The sequence below is a fragment of the Polyangium sorediatum genome (assembly GCF_029946465.1).
Lineage (GTDB): Bacteria > Myxococcota_A > Polyangia > Polyangiales > Polyangiaceae > Polyangium > Polyangium fumosum.
In genome coordinates, this window is the sequence record NZ_JARZHI010000013.1 from 188,619 (window position 1) to 205,447 (window position 16,829).

General features: G+C 69.3%; 13 protein-coding genes. 5 read left to right on the forward strand and 8 right to left on the reverse strand.

Annotated features, from left to right (window positions below; all coding sequences use genetic code 11):
• Window positions 1-76 precede the first annotated feature (76 nt).
• Both QHF89_RS17675 and QHF89_RS17680 read left to right on the forward strand, forming a co-directional pair.
• Window positions 77-988, forward strand: coding sequence for a hypothetical protein (locus QHF89_RS17675; protein ID WP_136969254.1), 912 nt, complete (start codon window positions 77-79; stop codon window positions 986-988).
• Between the two features lie 62 nt (window positions 989-1,050).
• Window positions 1,051-2,271, forward strand: a complete 1,221-nt coding sequence (locus tag QHF89_RS17680) for an MFS transporter (RefSeq protein WP_136969253.1) — start codon at window positions 1,051-1,053, stop codon at window positions 2,269-2,271.
• 39 nt (window positions 2,272-2,310) lie between these two features.
• Here QHF89_RS17680 and QHF89_RS17685 read toward each other — a convergent pair whose 3' ends face one another.
• The 5 genes from QHF89_RS17685 to QHF89_RS17705 form a co-directional block, all read right to left on the reverse strand.
• Entirely contained in the window at window positions 2,311-3,729 is a 1,419-nt protein-coding gene (locus QHF89_RS17685) for an RCC1 domain-containing protein (RefSeq protein ID WP_136969252.1), read from the reverse strand.
• A 7-nt stretch (window positions 3,730-3,736) separates the two neighbouring features.
• Window positions 3,737-4,612, reverse strand: coding sequence for a hypothetical protein (locus QHF89_RS17690; RefSeq protein ID WP_136969251.1), 876 nt, complete (start codon window positions 4,610-4,612; stop codon window positions 3,737-3,739).
• Window positions 4,613-4,883: 271 nt separating this feature from the next.
• Complete coding sequence (locus QHF89_RS17695; protein ID WP_136969250.1) at window positions 4,884-6,452, reverse strand: vWA domain-containing protein; 1,569 nt, start codon at window positions 6,450-6,452, stop codon at window positions 4,884-4,886.
• A 241-nt stretch (window positions 6,453-6,693) separates the two neighbouring features.
• On the reverse strand, window positions 6,694-9,273 hold the full coding sequence (locus QHF89_RS17700) for a HEAT repeat domain-containing protein (protein ID WP_136969249.1): 2,580 nt from the start codon (window positions 9,271-9,273) through the stop codon (window positions 6,694-6,696).
• Between the two features lie 56 nt (window positions 9,274-9,329).
• Window positions 9,330-10,601, reverse strand: a complete 1,272-nt coding sequence (locus QHF89_RS17705; protein ID WP_284720619.1) for a hypothetical protein — start codon at window positions 10,599-10,601, stop codon at window positions 9,330-9,332.
• A 214-nt stretch (window positions 10,602-10,815) separates the two neighbouring features.
• Here QHF89_RS17705 and QHF89_RS17710 point away from each other — a divergent pair, with 214 nt between their 5' ends.
• On the forward strand, window positions 10,816-11,547 hold the full coding sequence (locus QHF89_RS17710; protein ID WP_284720620.1) for a TIGR04282 family arsenosugar biosynthesis glycosyltransferase: 732 nt from the start codon (window positions 10,816-10,818) through the stop codon (window positions 11,545-11,547).
• A 7-nt stretch (window positions 11,548-11,554) separates the two neighbouring features.
• Here QHF89_RS17710 and QHF89_RS17715 read toward each other — a convergent pair whose 3' ends face one another.
• A complete protein-coding gene (locus tag QHF89_RS17715; protein ID WP_136929774.1) occupies window positions 11,555-12,391 on the reverse strand; it encodes a phosphocholine cytidylyltransferase family protein in 837 nt (278 codons plus the stop codon).
• Between the two features lie 690 nt (window positions 12,392-13,081).
• Here QHF89_RS17715 and QHF89_RS17720 point away from each other — a divergent pair.
• Window positions 13,082-14,395, forward strand: a complete 1,314-nt coding sequence (locus tag QHF89_RS17720; RefSeq protein ID WP_136969246.1) for an inositol-3-phosphate synthase — start codon at window positions 13,082-13,084, stop codon at window positions 14,393-14,395.
• Here QHF89_RS17720 and QHF89_RS17725 read toward each other — a convergent pair.
• Both QHF89_RS17725 and QHF89_RS17730 read right to left on the reverse strand, forming a co-directional pair.
• On the reverse strand, window positions 14,386-14,709 hold the full coding sequence (locus QHF89_RS17725; RefSeq protein ID WP_136969245.1) for a TMEM165/GDT1 family protein: 324 nt from the start codon (window positions 14,707-14,709) through the stop codon (window positions 14,386-14,388). The two genes, QHF89_RS17720 and QHF89_RS17725, sit on opposite strands and share 10 nt — an antisense overlap.
• Before the next feature lie 49 nt (window positions 14,710-14,758).
• Entirely contained in the window at window positions 14,759-15,883 is a 1,125-nt protein-coding gene (locus QHF89_RS17730) for a diacylglycerol/lipid kinase family protein (RefSeq protein ID WP_232379819.1), read from the reverse strand.
• Between the two features lie 272 nt (window positions 15,884-16,155).
• On the opposite strand from QHF89_RS17730, the gene QHF89_RS17735 reads away from it, so the two are divergent.
• Window positions 16,156-16,818: a hypothetical protein gene (locus tag QHF89_RS17735; RefSeq protein ID WP_136969244.1), complete on the forward strand. Its 663-nt coding sequence runs from the start codon at window positions 16,156-16,158 to the stop codon at window positions 16,816-16,818.
• The last annotated feature ends 11 nt before the right edge of the window (window positions 16,819-16,829 follow it).

Here is a 16,829-nt window from a genome sequence, read left to right on the forward strand (position 1 = left end):
CCGGCGCCGGAAGGGCCCGGCGGGAAGGGTTGTCGTCGTGCTCGGTCGCCGGGAAACGTGGTTGCGTGCGTGGGGGATGTCCGCGGCGCTGCTCGTGGGGATGGTCGTCTCGTCAGGTGAGGCGCAGGCGGGGGACGCGCCGCGCTGCTCGGCGTGGCGCGCGGCCGGCAAAGGCTACGAGAAGCTCGAATTGCGGACGTGCGCGCCCGCCGAGGGTGACGAGGACACGAGCGACGAGAGCGACGACGAGGACGCGGCGTCCGCCGTGGAGATCAAGAGCGGCTACGAGGACGCGCTGAAGGTGCGCGTCGAGCTCGTGACCAAGGGCGGCACGGTCGAGCAGCTCGACGTGAAGCTCAAGAACGGCGAGAACGCGGCCGGGACGTGCAAGGCGTGCCGCGGGCACGACGACGTGAAGAGCTTCCGCGTCACGGCGCAGGAAGGCGCCGCCGAGGGCGGCAAGGACGCTGCGCCCGAGCCCTTGCAAAAGGTGGCGGGCACGAACCACATGGAGGTGCTGGCCCGCGATCTGCGCCTCACGGACACGAACGCAAAGCGGCTCGATCGCATCGCGACGCGGTATCACAAGGCGACGAAGAAGCGGCTCGTGGTGACGGGCGGGACGCGCACGCCGCAAAGGCAGGCGCAGCTCATGTTCGACAAGCTGAAGCGCGGCGACGACGTGGTGGCGCTCTACGAAAACAAGGCCGCGGCGACCGAGGTACGGAACGCCTATCGGGAGGCCGTCGCCCGCGGGGAGAAGCGAAAAGGGACGATCCGCGCGATGCGCGAGGTGATCGACGCGCAGATCGGGCGCGGGACGTACGTATCGAAGCACCTGAAATCGGGCGCGGTGGACGTGCGGTCGTGGAACATGGACGGCGCGCTGGAGAAGGCGCTGCGCGACGCCGTGAAGCAGGAGCCCGGTGTGACGCTCATGGACGAGCGGGATGGGCCGGAGCCTCATTTCCACATGAATTTGCTCTGATCGACGCGGCGAGGGCGCTCGCGCCCTTGCCCCTCGCGCGTAGTGCCCCCACGAGGTCGGACGTGACGCTCACGAAAGGCACGCTCACGAAGCTCGGCCTGCTCTCGAGCCTGTACCTCTCCCAGGGGCTCCCCTTCGGCTTCTTCACGCAGGCGCTGCCGGTGCTGCTCCAACGAATGGGGTTGTCGCTCCCGGCCATTGGCCTGAGCCACCTGCTCGCGCTCCCGTGGATGCTGAAGTTCCTCTGGTCGCCCCTCATGGACCGGCGCGCCCCAGGGAGGCTCGGGCGGCGACGCGGCGTGATCCTGCCGGTCCAGCTCCTCTCGGCGCTCTTGCTCCTCGCGCTCGCCGTGCCGGCGGGCGGCCCGACGATCCCCTGGCTCTGCGCGGGCGTGCTTTGCATCAACCTGCTCGCCGCCACGCAGGACGTGGCGACCGACGGCCTCGCGGTGGACCTCCTCTCGGCGGACGAACTCGGCTGGGGCAATGGCGTGCAGGTAGCCGCGTATCGCGTGGGGATGATCCTCGGCGGGAGCCTCTTGCTGCTCGTCTTCGACGCGGCGGGCTTCCGAATCACGCTCACGAGCCTCGGCGTGATGCTCCTCGTCGCCACGCTGCCCATCGGGGTCTTTCGCGAGCCACCCGCCGCGCCGCCGCCGCCCCGCGAGAGCCCGAGTTTGTCCTACTGGTTCAAGCGCCCGGGCGCGTTCTCGTGGCTCGGGTTGCTCTTCGTCTACAAGGCGGGGGAGCATTTCGCCTCGGGCATGCTCAAGCCCTTTTTCGTGGACCCGCGCGGCGCCGGGCTCGGGATGCGGGAGGTCGGCTGGATGATCGGCGGCGTGGGGTTCGCCGCGGGCCTCGTCGGGGCGATGCTCGGGGGCGGGCTCGTGCGCAGGCTCGGATACCGGCGCGCGCTGCTCGGGTTCGGGACGTTGCAGGCGATCGGGGTGCTGCTCTACGCGCTCGTCGCGTCGCGGCCCGTCTCCATTTCGGCGCTCTCGGTGGTGTGCGGGATCGAGCACCTGACGAGCGGAATGGCGACGGCGTCGCTCTTCACGGCGATGATGGAATCGTGCCGGCCGGAGCACGCGGCGGCCGATTACACGGTGCAAGCCTCGGTCGTGGTCGCGGCGACCGGCGTCGCGGCGGCGGCGAGCGGGTTCTCCGCTGGAGCGCTCGGGTATGCGGGGCATTTCGCGCTGGCGGCAGGGCTCGCGGCGCTGGCGGTGGTGTTCGTCAGGGTGATGTTTCGAGGAATGGAGCCGGTGAGGGTGCGGGGGTGATTTCGACGACGCCCTCGGGAGCCGTCGAGCTGTCCGGGCTCAATCGAAGCGCCGCTGCTGTCCGCAGCACGCGACAGCCCCCGACGCGCGCAGGATGCACGTCGTCCCCACCTCCGTGGACACCATGACGGCGTCGGAAACCCCGACCGCGGCGACGGGCTGCGTGTGATCGTCCGTGGTGCCATCACAAAGCTCACCCCACCGATTCGACCCCCAGCATGCGACCTTCCTCTCGACCGTCACGGCGCACGTATGCGTCGGCGCCACGGAAACCTGGACGGCGCGCAGCCCTGCCACAGGCAGAGCCGTCCACCCGACACGTCCCTGCGCGGGCTCGAGTTCCCAGCACGCCACGGCGTTTTTCCGGTCAATGGCGCACGCTCGCTCGATGGACGACGACAACGCGATCACGTCCTCGAGCCCTGCCACCTCGCCTCCAAGCACCTCCCTCTGCAATCTCCAGCATCGAGCGTGCCCGTCTTGCCCCGCGGCACAGCCGACATGCCCAAACGCGGACGTCATCGCGCGAAGGCCCGCGCCGAAAGGCAAGCCTTGTATCTCCACGAGGTCGCCCACCGTTTTGGCGCCCCAGCAGCGGGCCGTTCCATCGGCGAGCAGCCCGCAGATCCGCGCGCCATTCTCGATGTCCGGCGCCGGGTCGAGCAGGGTCACGGGGCCGTCTCCAAGGCGCTTTGTGACGCCCAGCGTGCCCGTCCATGAGGGGAAAGGCGCGCACGAGGCATGCCCCTCCGGCGTGATGCCGCATGCGTGCCATTCGTTCGCAAATGCCGCACCGAGAGGGCCTGGGAGCGGGATCGCTTCTGCGGGGGCATGGCGCGCGTATGCATTCCACTGAAAGACGCGACCGTCCTTGTCCACGGCCACGCCGACGACGCCACCTCCCCGATGGCTGAGCTCAATCCGGCGCACCGGAATCGACGCGAGCGCGTCGACGTCCTCGGGCTCCTCGACAGGCCGATACGCGAGCTGGGATGTCCCGTCGAAGAGCGCACGCTGGGATTCGGCCACGAGCTCATCCAGCCGCTCATCAACCCGCTGGAGCATTGCAATGGCGCAGGCGATCAAGACGAGCCCGAGCGCCGGTCGCCGCCACGACCGCGATTCGGCCGGCTCCGCCATGCGCGCCGCTCGCGCGAGACGAACGACGGCGAGGACCCAAAAACTCCACGCGACAATCACCAGCACGCGCGGCGGCAAGAATTCGACCGAGTGCGGGTGACGGTCCATGGGCCTGGGTCTCGCCGCTTGCGCCGCCATGGATACGAAGGCGGACGCATACTGAAGGGCCGAGGTCACCTGCGCTCCGAGCGATGCGAGGCCGAACGCGAGCCAGGCCAAGCGCCTGCGCCGAAAGCTCCAAAGTGCAAACGCGCCCGTGAACAAAAGGCCGAGAAGCGCGACGATGAGCGGCAGGTAAAACAGAACGTTGTCGAGCATCGGACGCCTATTGACCCGGAAAGGACCCGCCATCGAGCGGGGCAGCGCCATCCTTCATGATCCGCCCCCTCCAGGCCATCGTCGCATGCGGCGTGATCTCCGTCGCCCAAGGATTTGCGACGAGGTCGTTCCACCCCGACAGCGTCTCGTAAGGCCTCACGACGTTTCCGTATTTATGATTGCCATAATGTGTTTCGCGTGCTCCTGGATAACACGAACCCCCGAAGGCTCCTTTCTTGCCTTGTGACCCGCAGTAGAGAATGGTTTTGTATCCGACCACGAAGACCTCCTTCGACGCCCACCGAGCGGAGATGGCCTTCAAGAACTCTTCGCCCGGCTTGTCGGCGGCGGTCCTGCAACACATGAAGAACACCGTCGCGCGGAACGCGAGCACTCTCAGGATCTGATCGAGCGGCACCGCATACTTCGAGAACGTTCCCGCATTCAGCATCTCCGGGGCGGTCGCGACGTCGAGTTTGAGATCCCACCCTGTCGTATTGTCGATGTCGACGCCGCCCGGCGCGCCGTGCGCGAGGATCGCGAGGCGCGTGATCTGATTTTCCTCGATCGGGCCACAAGCGAACATCAAATTCTTGCATACGAAGCTGGGGAGCTGGAATTGACCCCCTCCGAGCTTGTTCCCGAGATCGGCAAAGTTCGCGAAGTCGAGCCCGACGAGCCAATTGTCTTGACCGAACGGCTTGTCGCCGCCGCCGCGGTCCGGGAGCCGCGCGTCATTGTCGTTGAAACGCAGCGGCGCCCCCTTGCCCGCTGCCCACACGTGGATCGGGTTCAGGTGCCGGCCGTTCACCAGATTGTGCGCGCTGTCCGAATCCCCGGGGGTCGCCGCGATCGGCTGGCTTACGAGATCTTCGCTCCCCATCGTTCAACCTCCTTGTTTCAACGCCCGAATGAAGGTTCCAGACTGGGCTCGGGCATAGAAAGGGACCGTACAGGGGCGTCGATGGGCTGACAAGCCCGAGCGCCTCGGGCGCGGGCAGGGGAAAGGCGTCGACGGGCGAAAACGGTTCGGGCGCGGGGAGGGCCTCGGGGCTCACGCGCCCCACGCGTTGGGGCAGGCGGAGGGGGCGGCCCCTTCACGCGCCGCAAAGGTTGGGACGGCGGCGAGGAGGGAACGCCCCGACGTGACCCGCTCAGAACTGCGGGTGCTTTTCGAGGAGCGAGACGATCTCGGCGATGACCGGATCGGCGAGCTCCGGGTCATACGCGAGGGCCGCGTCGCGCGCCGCGGTGAGGGTCTTCTTGCTCGGCCGCTTCAGGGCCTCCGCGTACATGACGATCACCTTGCCCTTCGGCAGCCCCATCTTTTGCGCGTCGAGCAGCTCGCCGAGCGTCGTCGTGACCTCCGTCGTCTGCTTGGTGTAGGTGATGGGCGTGGTCCAGACGGCGCGAATCGTGACCGGGTCGCTGGGGTTGATGACCGACGCGTCGCAGGCTTCGAGGACCTGGCTGAAGATCAACGCGTCGTTGGGCGCGAGGTGCTGCGGCTCCACCTCCGGCTTCTCCGTCGCGTATTCCTCGCCGTAGAACTTGTGGATCTTGAAGTACCAGGGGAGCTTGAACTCGACGCTCACGCTCCGGGCTGCGATGTCCATGGTCTCGTCGAATCGCTCGGCGAACATGCGCGAGGCCTCCTCGACGGAATCGAGGTACACGTACGCGCCCCTGCCCTTGTCGGTGAGCGGATCCATGACCGCGTCGTTGTGCGTGAGCGCGGGGCCCGTGGCGACACCGAGGAGGTAGATGCCCTCCTTGTCGGCGTCCGCGGCCGCCATCGCGATACGAGTGCCGTCCGTGACGCCGACGTTCGCGCCGCCGTCGCTGATCAGGACCACGCGATTCAAACGCCCCGGCGCATAATGCTTCTGGGCGAGGTCGTAGCCCGCATTCAGGCCGCTCGCGAGATCCGTCCCGCCGCTCGCGGTGAGGGCATCGACGACGGAGAGGATCGCCGGATCGTTCGAGCCCGTGACCACGTGATCGGCAAGCAAGACGTTGTTCTCCGCGCCCCACGTGACGATTCCCACGAGGTCGCCGGCCGCGAGCTGTGACGCAATGGCGAGCACGGTGGCCTTCGCACGCGTGAGGCCCGGGCCCTGCATGGAGCCCGAGGTATCCACGAGGAACGTGATGTTCATCGGCTTTCGCGGCTGGATCACGTTGAAGGAGCGCAGGGCGACCTGGAAATAGAGCTTCGTCGAAGCATCCGCGACGGCTTCGAGCTCGGGGAAGAGAGAGAGCTGGCCAGACGGGGCCGCGGGATACTGGATCCGGTAGTAATTCAGGAATTCGTGCGTTCGGATCTCGCTCGGGAAAGGCTCCATGCCGAGCCGGAGCAGATCGCGGACGTGAACCGGCGACGCCATGGAGTTCGAGTCGTCGGCCGAAACGAAAAAGGTGGCCGGCTCGGACGGATCGACGCCCATGCAGCCGGTGGGCGGCGTGGCGGGGCCGTCGAAGACCGCGACGAGGGTGTCGTCCGGGTGAGGCGGAGGCGGCTCGTCATTGCCGCCGCTGGTCGTGCCGCCTGTGCTGCCTCCCGGCTGGCCGCCATCGCCCCCGCTGCCACCCAGGCCCGGCGGCGAGGTGTCGTAACGGGGCGGCTCCTCGGCTGCACACGCGGCGAGGCCAAGGCCGAGGCTACCGATCCAGGCGGCGCAGAGCGCAGAGAAGACGAAGGAAAGAGAAGACGATCGCTTCATGGAAGACCTCCAGGCGAAAGGAAGCGTGGCAAGGTCCGTGCCCTCCCGCACCCGGCATCTCTGCCGCGCGGCCCCAAAAACGAGCCGCGCCCCGGCCCAAGATGACACAGATCCACGGAAAAAAGACAGGGCCGACGCGAAGGGCAGGGCCTCGGCGCCGGTGCTTCACGCGCTCGCATCTACGGGCGCCGGGTCGACGGAATGGTTCGTCCTGTAAACCGGTTTTGCGGAGGCCGCTCGCCTACCGCGCGAGCTGCGCCGGGACCGCGAGCCGGATCGTCCCCTTGGGGACCTGGAACTCGAAGAACGCGCCACGCCGATCCGCGATGCCCATGCGGAGGAGCCCGTCCTCCCGCACGAGCGCGTAAGGCGCGCGCGCGAGCGGCTCGTCCTTGCCGTCGGGCGCGACGAACACGAGGACGTCGTCGGTGCCAGGGGTTCGCACAGGCGGACGCGCGCAACGGTTCGCCACGGTGGCGTTGCGATCTTCGCCGGCACATCGCGCGAGCGCGCGACGCTCGGTCTCCTTGCCCGTCTGCGTCCGCGCGACGTCCCGCCAGAGCGCCTCGGCCGCCGCGAGGCGCACAGCCTCGGAGCGATCCCGCTGGAGGAGGCCCACCACGAGCCCCGCCTCGCACGAGGCACCCGCGAGCCCGAGCGAGACGACCGCGTTGGCACGCACGTAGGGCCGCGGATCGGCGGCCGCGCGGCAGAGCGAGGTCTGCACGTCGGCCGCCGCGCCCTCGCGCGCCGCCACACGACCCAGCGCGCCCGCCGCGTTGCCCGCGACGGCCACGTCGGGATCGGTCACGGCACGCGTGAGCGCCGCCAAGGCGTCCTTCTTGCCGACGGCGCCGAGCGACCAAGCAGCGTTCGCGCGTACGCCGGGATCGGCGTCGCCGAGCAGCGGGACGAGCACCGACGCGGCCTCCGGATGCCCCGCGAGCGCCTCGGCGACCTTGCGCCGATCGTCGATGCCAGACGCGACGAACCCGCGCAGGACCTTGCTGCTCGCCTCGCCGCGCATGCGGCCGAGGCCCTCCAGCAAGGCATCCCGCGCGACGTCGGGCGACGACGGGAGGGCCGCGCCGACACGCGCTGCGAGCGCCGGATCCGTCACGCGCGAGAGCGCCCCCGCGAGCGCGAGGCCAATCGCCCCGCGATCTTGCTCGGCCGCGACCTGGAGCCGCTCGAGCAGCTTCGCCGCAGCCGAGGGGCCGCCCGCCCGCGCGATCGACGCCGCCGCAGCGAGCCGCACGTCCGCCGCGTCGTCGGCGATCGCTTCGAGCAGCACGGCCTCGACCTTCGGCGGCGCGGGCGTGTACGCGCCGAGCGCCTCGAGGACCGCGAGCCGGAACGAGCGGGATTTCGTGGTCGCGAGCGGCAAGAGCACGTCGTGCGCGCGCGGCGAGCCCGTGCGACCGAGGAGCCGCACGAGCTCGATCTTCTCGTCGGGCGGGGTCGCCGCGTCGAGCAGCATGGCGCGCGCCGGATCGACCGCGCGCCCGTCGGGCCGCGCCGGATCGAGCAGCTCCGAGGCCGCGCGGATGGCCTCGCGTCGCACGGTGGGATCCGCGTCCGAGAGAAGCTCGAGCACCGCCGGGAGCGCCTCCGATGCGCCGAGGACCGCGAGTGCGCGGAGCCCGTGCTTGAGCGGCAAGACGCCCCGCTGCATCGCGCGCACGGTCGGATCGAGCCCCTCCTTCGCGCCGAGCGCGCCGAGCACGAGCGCCGCGCCCGCCGCCGTGGGCGGCGAGGGCGAGCCCGACAGCACCGCGACGAGCTGCGGCGCCGCGCTCTTGCCCGCCGCGACGAGCGCCTCGCGGACCGGCGAACGCGGCGCAGAAGGATCATCCTTCGCGAGCGCGCCGATGAGCGCGCGCACGGCGCTCTCCGAGCCGATGCGGCCAAGCGCCCGAAGCGCCGCGGCGCGCACCTCCCCCGCGCCCGCGCTCCCCTGCCCCGGCCTCACGCCGGGCATGGTCGTCGGCGCGAGGACCGCGTCGCTCCCCGCGTTCGCTTCGAGGAGCGGCGCGATCGCCGCCGTGGCCTCGTCCGAGCGCAGCTTGCCGAGCGCGGTGACGGCCTCGACGCGTACGTCCTGCGAGCCGTCCTGCAGGGCGATCATGAGCGCGCTCGTGGCGCGCGCGTCGCCGAGTTCGCCGAGCGCACGCGCCACGGCGCGACGCACCTCCGGCACGGCGTCCTGCACCTTGCCGATCAGCGGGACGACAGCGCGTGGATCGGCGAGCCTACCGAGCGCGCGCGCCACCTCGACGCGCACTTCGAGCGCGCTGTCGTCGAGGTGCCCGAGCAGCGGCGAGACCGCATCGGGCAAACCCGAGCTGCCCATGGCCGACGCCGCGGCGACGCGGACCTTCGCGTCGGGATCCCCGAGCACGCGGCCGAGCGCCACGACACTTCGATCCGTGGGCGACGAGCGGATGACGTCACAAGCCGCGAGACGGAGCCTCGCGTCGCCCTCGCCGAGCCAGCCGATGACGAGGTCCCCGGCGCGCGACAAACGCAGCGCGATGGCCGCCTCGGCCGCGGCGAGCCGCACCTCGACGTCCGGATCGCCGAGCGCGCGTTGCGCGAGCGGGACGCCGAGCTCCGAGGGAAGCTCGCCGATCCGCTGCGCCGCGGCGCGCCGCTCGGAGACGTCGGGCGAGGCGAGCGAACGAGCGATGCGCTCGGGCACGTTGGGCCAGACGAACCCGTCGGCCGCTCCGCCCGAGAAGAGCGAGAGCGAGACCCCGAGCGAAAGGAGGCCGGCTCGGACGAGGCTACGCATGCGGATCGAGCGCGTGACCGAACGCACGACGCGCACCGTACCATGTTTTGTGGGTCGAGCCGGCTCCTCGCGAAGCGCGAGGTTCAGGAAAGCGGAGGAGGCGGAGCACTGTTCCGTGTGGCGACGGGACGTACGCTCTCTTGTTCACGCACGGGCGTAACCACGCTGGCCGACGGCTGCGGCTGCGGCTCGGCGGTGGCCGTGCGCTCCTTGGGACGGGCCTTCTCGGGCGTCGGCGCGGCCGCGCGCAGGTTGATGAGCTTGTTCAGGAGGTCGAACCAGAACGGCGCGCCGAGCGCGAGCGCGATCGCCGTGAAGATCCATCCGCCGAAGCGACGCCCGAACCCGCCGAGCGTCGCCGGCACCGAGCGTCGATCACACGAGACCTCGGCCGTCGGCGTGCAGAAGAACGCACGCCCCTCGGGCCAGCCCATCGGCAACGTGAGCTCGTCGAGGCCCCGCTTCACCGCGACGACACGCTTGCGCACGAGCTCCTCGGTCTTCTTCTCGTCGACGAACACCTCGGACGGCTTTGCGTTCGCGTTCGCCTTTTGCTCCGCCGTGACCTCCGCGGCCGTCTTCACCACGGCCGACTCCGACTTCACGCTCTCGGCGACCGCCGTCGCCACGGACTCACGGAGCACGGCGTCGCGATTGAGGCTGTCGAGGACGAGGAACGTGTCCACGTTCAGCGCGACGGACGCGAAGAGCCCCACGACGGCGATCAGGGTGTGCGCCGTCCGCTTGTACCAGCCGGAGACGCTGTCCATCGCGCGATCGAACCAGGCAGCGATCTGCTGGCTTGCATCCTCGAGCGTCTTGACGCTCGCGTCCGACACGAGCGCCGTGAGCGCGACGCGCGTGTCCTCCTCGAAGTCCTTGGCCTCGGCGAGGCGCTTCCTGAAATCGTCGAGGCTCGCCGCGGCCCTCTTCGTCGTGCCCTCGCCTCCGCCCTCGACCTTCGGCCAGAGCCTGCGAAAGAAGCCTCGAAGCGCGCGGAGCGGGATCGCGAAGATGCCGCGGAGCAGGCCCATGCGCTCCGGGCGCCGCGATTGATCCGTGCCGTCCTTCCATCCCGCGACGGCGTCGATGAGCGCGCGCGCGAAGAGGTCCGACGGGATGTACGAGGGGTCGCTGTCGTCGTCCTTCGTCAAACCGTCGATGAGCGGATGCGCATACACCTTGTCCGTCAGCGTGCGGTCCTTGAGGAGCCGCTCGATGCCTTGCCGCAGCGTGACGGAGCGCAGCGACAGGAAGCCGGAGATCGCCTCCGTGACGGCCGAAGCGATCACGCTGAGCAGCATGAAGACAAAGGAGATCCCGATCGCGACGTCGAGGATGGTCGATATGGACACGGCTACCTCCTCACCGGCGGGGACACCCTGCCGCGGGCCTCCCGGCGCCCCTGCCCCCCATGACCGCGGGCGCCGAGCCGACACGCTCATGGTTTCAGAGGATCCGCCGCGACGCAATCGAGGCCAGGACAAAGAAAGGCCGCACTCGGGGGCCGCCCTCGAATCGACCTCCTCTCGCTTGGCCAAGGACACGAAACTCGTGGTACGACGAGGCGTGGCCGACCATCGCGCCCGCCCCACCGTTCGCCCGCAGAGGCTCGCGCTCGGCGTCCTCGCTCGTGCTCCGATCGCGGGGACGGCGAAGCCTCGCCTCTCTCCACCGCTCTCCCCGGAGGCCGCAGCGGAATTCGCGTCGGCGCTCCTCGGCGACGCGTTGAACATGCTGGCCATCCTGCCGATGGCGTATCGCGCGGTGCTCAGCGTGTCCGACGAGGAGAGCGCAGCGCTGCAAAAGCTCATGCCCGGACGATGGCAACACGTCGTCTCGGCCGGCACGACGAGCGTGGAACAGCGTCTCGGCCACGGGCTCGCGCACCTCTTCACGTCGGGCGCCGAGGCCGCGGTGATCGTCACGACCGACGCGCCGTTCATGCCGCTCGACGAGATCTTCGAAGGCCTGCTCTGGCTCGCCGCCAAGCGAAAGCGCCTGCTGCTCGGGCCGACGGGGCCGGGCGGCCTTTACCTCCTCGGCACGACACAACCCGAGCCCGCGCTCTTCGACGGCGTCGACTGGACGTCGCCCGGCGTGCTCGAACGCGCGACGAAACGCGCCGCGGAGCTCGGGCTGGAGACGCAGCTCCTCAAGCCGACCTACGAGATCGATACGCCCGAGGCTCTCGATCGTTTCGCCCGGGATCTCACGAGCGGCACGGGCGGCCCGGGGACGGCCGTGCCCGCGTGCGCCGCGTTCCTGGCGCGCACGGGCCTCCGCCCCCTGAATCGCTGAACGGGTTTTACTCGGCGTCCGCGGGCGAAGCAGGCTGATAGCCCGCGGCCCACGAGCGGCTCACCGGCGCCACGCGATCCGAGGGACGCGGATACGTGTCGCGATCGAGCCCGTCGCCGAACATGCGCAAAAGGGCCTCGGCCTGCTCCAGCGCGGCCGGCGTGTCGACGTCGATCCACCGCGCGTCGCCCGCGTCGCACGCGAAAAACATCCCCTCGTCGGCGAGCGCGCGCACGCCCTCCGAGAGCGAACAATCTCCCTTCGCCGCGTACACGCGATCCAGCGCTTCGACGAGCGAGGGGCCGATGCGGAACACGCCCGTGTCGAGCGCGTCGTACGCCGCGATCTCCTTGCCGATGTCCACGATGCGCCCGCGCTCGACGCGCACCTTCGTGGCGTCATCGAGGTCGAAGCAGCGCGGGATGTCGTAATCGACGGCGAGCGCGGCAGCGCGGCTCGGCAGGTCGAGCGCGGCGAGCCGACGCACAATCGCCGGCGCGTACAGGTGATCGGCCATCGTGAGCAGCGTCCCCGGGATGACGTGCTCACGCGCGGCGAGCAGCGACACGCCGTTCTTGCGCTCGTACTGCGTGTTGCTCACGAACGAGATCGACAGGCCGAGGGAGCTCTCGCCGAGCGCGCGGCGAATGAGCTCTTCCTTGTAGCCCGTGACCACCACGACCTCGCGGATCCCCTCGGCGCGCAGCGTGCGGAGGATGCGAACCAGAAGCGGAACCCCGGCGACCGGCTTGAGGGGCTTCGGTGCGATCTCGCCGCTCACGAGACGAGAGCCGGTACCTGCCGCGAGCACGATCGCCCGCTCCATCGTTCGTTTTTCAAGCATGGAAGGTGCGTTGCCCAATCCGAAGGCGCCCCTCGTAGCACGCCTTCTACCTGCGAAACAATTCCCTTCGGGCCGCTTTCAAAACGCGGTGTTCCGGCGCCTCACAGTGTTGCAAAAGCGCAACACCCGCCCGATTCCGACGCGCGGAGCCGAGCGCCATCATGACCGCGCATCCGATGGGGATCGGCGTGCGACACGACGGAGACGCATCTCCATTCGAAGCAAGCCGGAGGCCAGCGGCGCCGCTACCGCGCGTTCGCACCTCACGCGCGTGGCTCCAGAAAATCGCGCTGAAACTTCGCAGCAACCTCGTTACGCGCACATGCACGCGCATGCACACGAGCAAGGTGAGGCGTGCGCGTGGCGCGACAGCCTGACGTCGTTGCCAGACCCCGCGGCGAACGTTCGCGTCATCGCGCGAGCGAGCGTCGTGGGGCGCGCGGTCAGCCGATCCGAGCCGTACGATCCCGCGTCCGCGACGTGACCTGCGCCGTGCCCACCCCGTTCGGGTCAGACCCCACGCGCCGTGGTCGTTCGTGTCCCCGCGGGGATCGCGCAGACGCCGTGCACACGCCGCGCGGCACGTCATGCTCCGTGGGTCGACGTTTGCAAGCGCCGCTTGAGTGTCATGCGGCGTTGGCCTAGACATGCCCCCCCGGGGCGATCGACGGGACATACGGAGGAGCGGGAGTGAAGCAGCCGAAAGAAATCACGAAGGCAGAGGGCAAGCTCGGCGTGCTCCTGCCGGGGCTCGGTGCGGTGGCGACGACGACGATCGCCGGCGTGATGTTGGCCCGCAAGAATCTGGCGTTGCCGATCGGATCGCTGACGCAGCTCGGGACCATCCGGCTCGGCAAGCGCACGGACAACCGCTCGCCCCTCATCCGCGAGTTCTTGCCGCTCGCGTCGCTCGATCAGCTCGAGTTCGGCGGCTGGGACCTCTTCCCGGACACCGCGTACGAATCCGCGCAACACGCCGAGGTCCTCGAGCAACGCCACCTCGATCAGGTGCGCGACGAGCTCTCGCAGGTCACGCCGATGAAGGCGGTCTTCTATCCGGAGTACGTCAAGCGCCTGCACGGCCCGCACGTCAAGACGGGCGCCACGAAGGCCGACATGGTCGAGCAGGTGCGCGACGACATCCGCACGTTCCTGAAGACCAAGGGCTGCTCGCGCGCCGTCGCCGTGTGGTGCGGCTCGACCGAGGTCTACTTCCCGCCGGGCGACGTGCATGCGTCGATCGACGCGTTCGAGGCCGGCCTCGCGCGAAACGATCCGGGCATCTCGAACTCGCAGATCTACGCCTGGGCTTGCCTCAAGGAGCGCGTGCCCTACGCGAACGGCGCACCGAACCTGACCGTGGACTTCCCCGCCGCGTGGGACCTCGCGAAGAAGCTCGAGGTGCCCATCGCCGGCAAGGACTTCAAGACCGGCCAGACGCTCATGAAGACCATCATCGCGCCCGGCCTCAAGGCGCGCATGCTCGGCCTCTCGGGCTGGTTCTCCACGAACATCCTCGGCAACCGCGACGGCGAGGTGCTCGACGACCCCGATAGTTTCAAGTCCAAGGAAGTCTCGAAGCTCGGCGTCCTCGAGTACATCCTGCAGCCGCATATGTACAAGGAGCTGTACGGCAAGCTCTACCACAAGGTCCGCATCGAGTTTTACCCGCCGCGCGGCGACGCAAAGGAGGGCTGGGACAACATCGATCTCTTCGGATGGCTCGGCTATCCGATGCAGATCAAGGTGAACTTCCTCTGCCGCGACTCGATCCTCGCCGCGCCCATCGTGCTCGACCTCGCGCTGCTCATGGACCTCGCCTCGCGCGCGGGCTTCTCGGGCACACAGGAGTGGCTGAGCTTCTACTTCAAGAGCCCGATGACCGCGCCGAACCTCTATCCGGAGCACGACCTCTTCATCCAGTCGATGAAGCTCAAGAACACGATGCGCTGGATGATGGGCGAGGACCTCATCACCCACCTCGGCAACGAGTACTACGACTGATCACGCGCCGACGGGGGCTCGCCCGAACGAGCCCCCGGCTCCTCCTTCGCGCCCACCAGATAGATCACGCCGAGCACCACGAACACGAGCCCCGCCGCGCGCTTGACCCAGACCGGCGGCACGTGGCGGCTCACGACCTCCCCGAGCAGCACAGCGACTGCGCTCGTCGAGACCAGCGCGAGCGCCGAGGCCGCGAAGACCACCCAGCGCGACGAGCTGCTGCCGGCCAGCGAGAGCGTCGCGATCTGCGTCTTGTCGCCCATCTCCGCGAGGAAGATGGCGGCGAACGTCGAGGCGAAGAGCTTCCAGTCCATCCGCCGAGCGTGACCCGCGCGAGCGCCGCGAACAAGCTCGCCGCGCCCGCTAGCCCCGCGGCGGCGCGTAAAAATCGACGATGCGGATCGGTTCGGTCAGACGAACCCGGATGCTCTTGCGATCGCCCCGCACGTCGCCGCCGATCTGGAACGCCGTCGGCGGGTCCATCTCGATCGTGATGTCGTCGACGAAGAAATCGAACGTGCTCTCGAGGTCCTCGTACTCGCCGCGCCAGATCGTCTGGAAGTTCGACACGAAGGCCACGGGCGAAAGGTTCGTCACCCGGAGCTGCATGCGATCCGGTCGATCCTCGGCGTACGGGAACATGCGCAAGCCGAAGCCGTAGTACGGGATCGTCGCGACACACGCGAGCTTCGCCGGTCCCTCGTAGATCACGCCGCCCTTGCGGATCGGCGCCCCGAGGATCGAGCCCTTCTCCCCCACGCGCACGGCGTCGCTGCCCGTGTTGATCACCCGGCAGTGCGGCGTGCGGCGCACGAAGTAGCTCGGCAGCGTCTTCGTCGTCGCCGCGATCGCGTAGGACACCATGCCCGGCGCGATCCGCTTCAGCGGGCCGCGCGCGAGCAGCCCCTTCACCCGCGTGTAGTCCTTGAGCATCTCCGCATCGATGCCGAAGCCGCAGAACGGCGAGAGCACGCCCTCGGCCTCGACGAGGCGCAGCCAGCGGCTCCCCGCGTCGGCGCGCAGGCGCGAGAGATCCACCGCGAGCCCGCGGAACCCGCCCGAGCCTTTTTCGCCCGCGCCGCTCGCGCCGAGCACCCACGCGAGCGAGTTGCCCGTGCCGAGCCGCAGCAGGCCGAAGCGCGGGATCGGCGCGCTCCTCCGCTTCGCCTCGTTCACGACGGCCGTGACGACCGACGTGAACGTCCCGTCTCCGCCGCCCGTGAGGATCGTCCCGTAGCCGCGATCGACGAGGATCCGCGCGATGCCTTCGCTCTCCTCGACGCTGCGCGACACGAAGAGATCGCCGCTGTCGAGGATCTGATCGAGCGTCTCGATCACCTCGGCCGTGACGCTCTTGGCGTTGCCGTTGACCACCACGGCGATGCGCGGCAGGGCCGGCCCGCCGGACCGGGCCGCCTCCGAGGGCCTGGAGGAGGCTGCCTCGAGGTCCGTTCCAGCGGGCAGGGGCACGTCGGTGCGAGAGGCCATGGGCGGCGGATCTAGCACGAATGCGCCCTCTTCCCCGCCTGGCCCCTCCGCCCGTGGGGCGCCAGATCTAGCCTTGTCCGTCCGCCTGCCCGGACACAAACTGACCATACGTCCGAAGTTTCTGGACGGACTGGCTCAAATTTTGGTAAGGCGACGGGCGTATAGCCTTCACGTGCACTTGACAGCCGTCCGGCTCGAACCGTACGGCGCGCCCCAGTTCGCGTGGCGATACGCGTGGGACGGGGATTATCGCAGAAGCGGGACGCAGCGACATGGCGAAATCGACAAAGACGAAGAGCTCGGAGAAACGCTCCGCGAAGAAAAATTCGAGCTCGCGCGCGAGCGGCGACGCCCCGAAGTCCGGGACGAAAGCCCGGGAAAAGGACGACGACGCCAAGGGCTCGAAGCGCAAGCTCGGTCTGCGGGGAGCCGCGCCGTGGGCCGCTCGCCACGCGGCCAAACACGCCGCCGAGGCGCGGGCCCGGGCCGCCGAGCCTGCCCCGCCGGGCAGCGCGCGCGCCACGATCCGCGTGCCGGAAGGCGCCGACGCGATCAAGGCGAAGATCGCCGAGCTCCACAACCAGACCACGAAGATCCGCACCCTGCGCAAGCGCATGGAGAAGGGCTTCTTCGACATCGGCCTGGTCCTCGCCGAGATCCAGGAGCAGCAGCTCTACCAGGCGAAGGGCTACGGCTCGTTCGAGGCCTTCCTCGAGCGTGAGATCGACTTCGGCAAGCAGACCTCGCTGAAGCTCGTGAAGCTGTCGAAGGTCTTCCAGCGCGAAGCCGCCCTCGACCACGGGATGGACCGCTGCATGATGGCCCTCGCCGCGCTCGACGGCGAAGCCGCGCCGAAGGCCGCGCCCTCGACGCCGGGCCCCATGGCGCCGCTGCCGCTGCCCCTCAAGCCCCCGATGCGCGCCGCCGGCGGCTGAAATCGAAGCGG

Coding starts and splice junctions, on each gene's coding strand:
- QHF89_RS17675 (WP_136969254.1), top strand. CDS start 77: ATGTCCGCGGCGCTGCTCGTGGGGATGGTCGTCTCGTCAGGTGAGGCG.
- QHF89_RS17685 (WP_136969252.1), bottom strand. CDS start 3,729: ATGCTCGACAACGTTCTGTTTTACCTGCCGCTCATCGTCGCGCTTCTC.
- QHF89_RS17690 (WP_136969251.1), bottom strand. CDS start 4,612: ATGGGGAGCGAAGATCTCGTAAGCCAGCCGATCGCGGCGACCCCCGGG.
- QHF89_RS17695 (WP_136969250.1), bottom strand. CDS start 6,452: ATGAAGCGATCGTCTTCTCTTTCCTTCGTCTTCTCTGCGCTCTGCGCC.
- QHF89_RS17715 (WP_136929774.1), bottom strand. CDS start 12,391: ATGCTTGAAAAACGAACGATGGAGCGGGCGATCGTGCTCGCGGCAGGT.
- QHF89_RS17725 (WP_136969245.1), bottom strand. CDS start 14,709: ATGGACTGGAAGCTCTTCGCCTCGACGTTCGCCGCCATCTTCCTCGCG.
- QHF89_RS17730 (WP_232379819.1), bottom strand. CDS start 15,883: ATGGCCTCTCGCACCGACGTGCCCCTGCCCGCTGGAACGGACCTCGAG.
- QHF89_RS17735 (WP_136969244.1), top strand. CDS start 16,156: ATGGCGAAATCGACAAAGACGAAGAGCTCGGAGAAACGCTCCGCGAAG.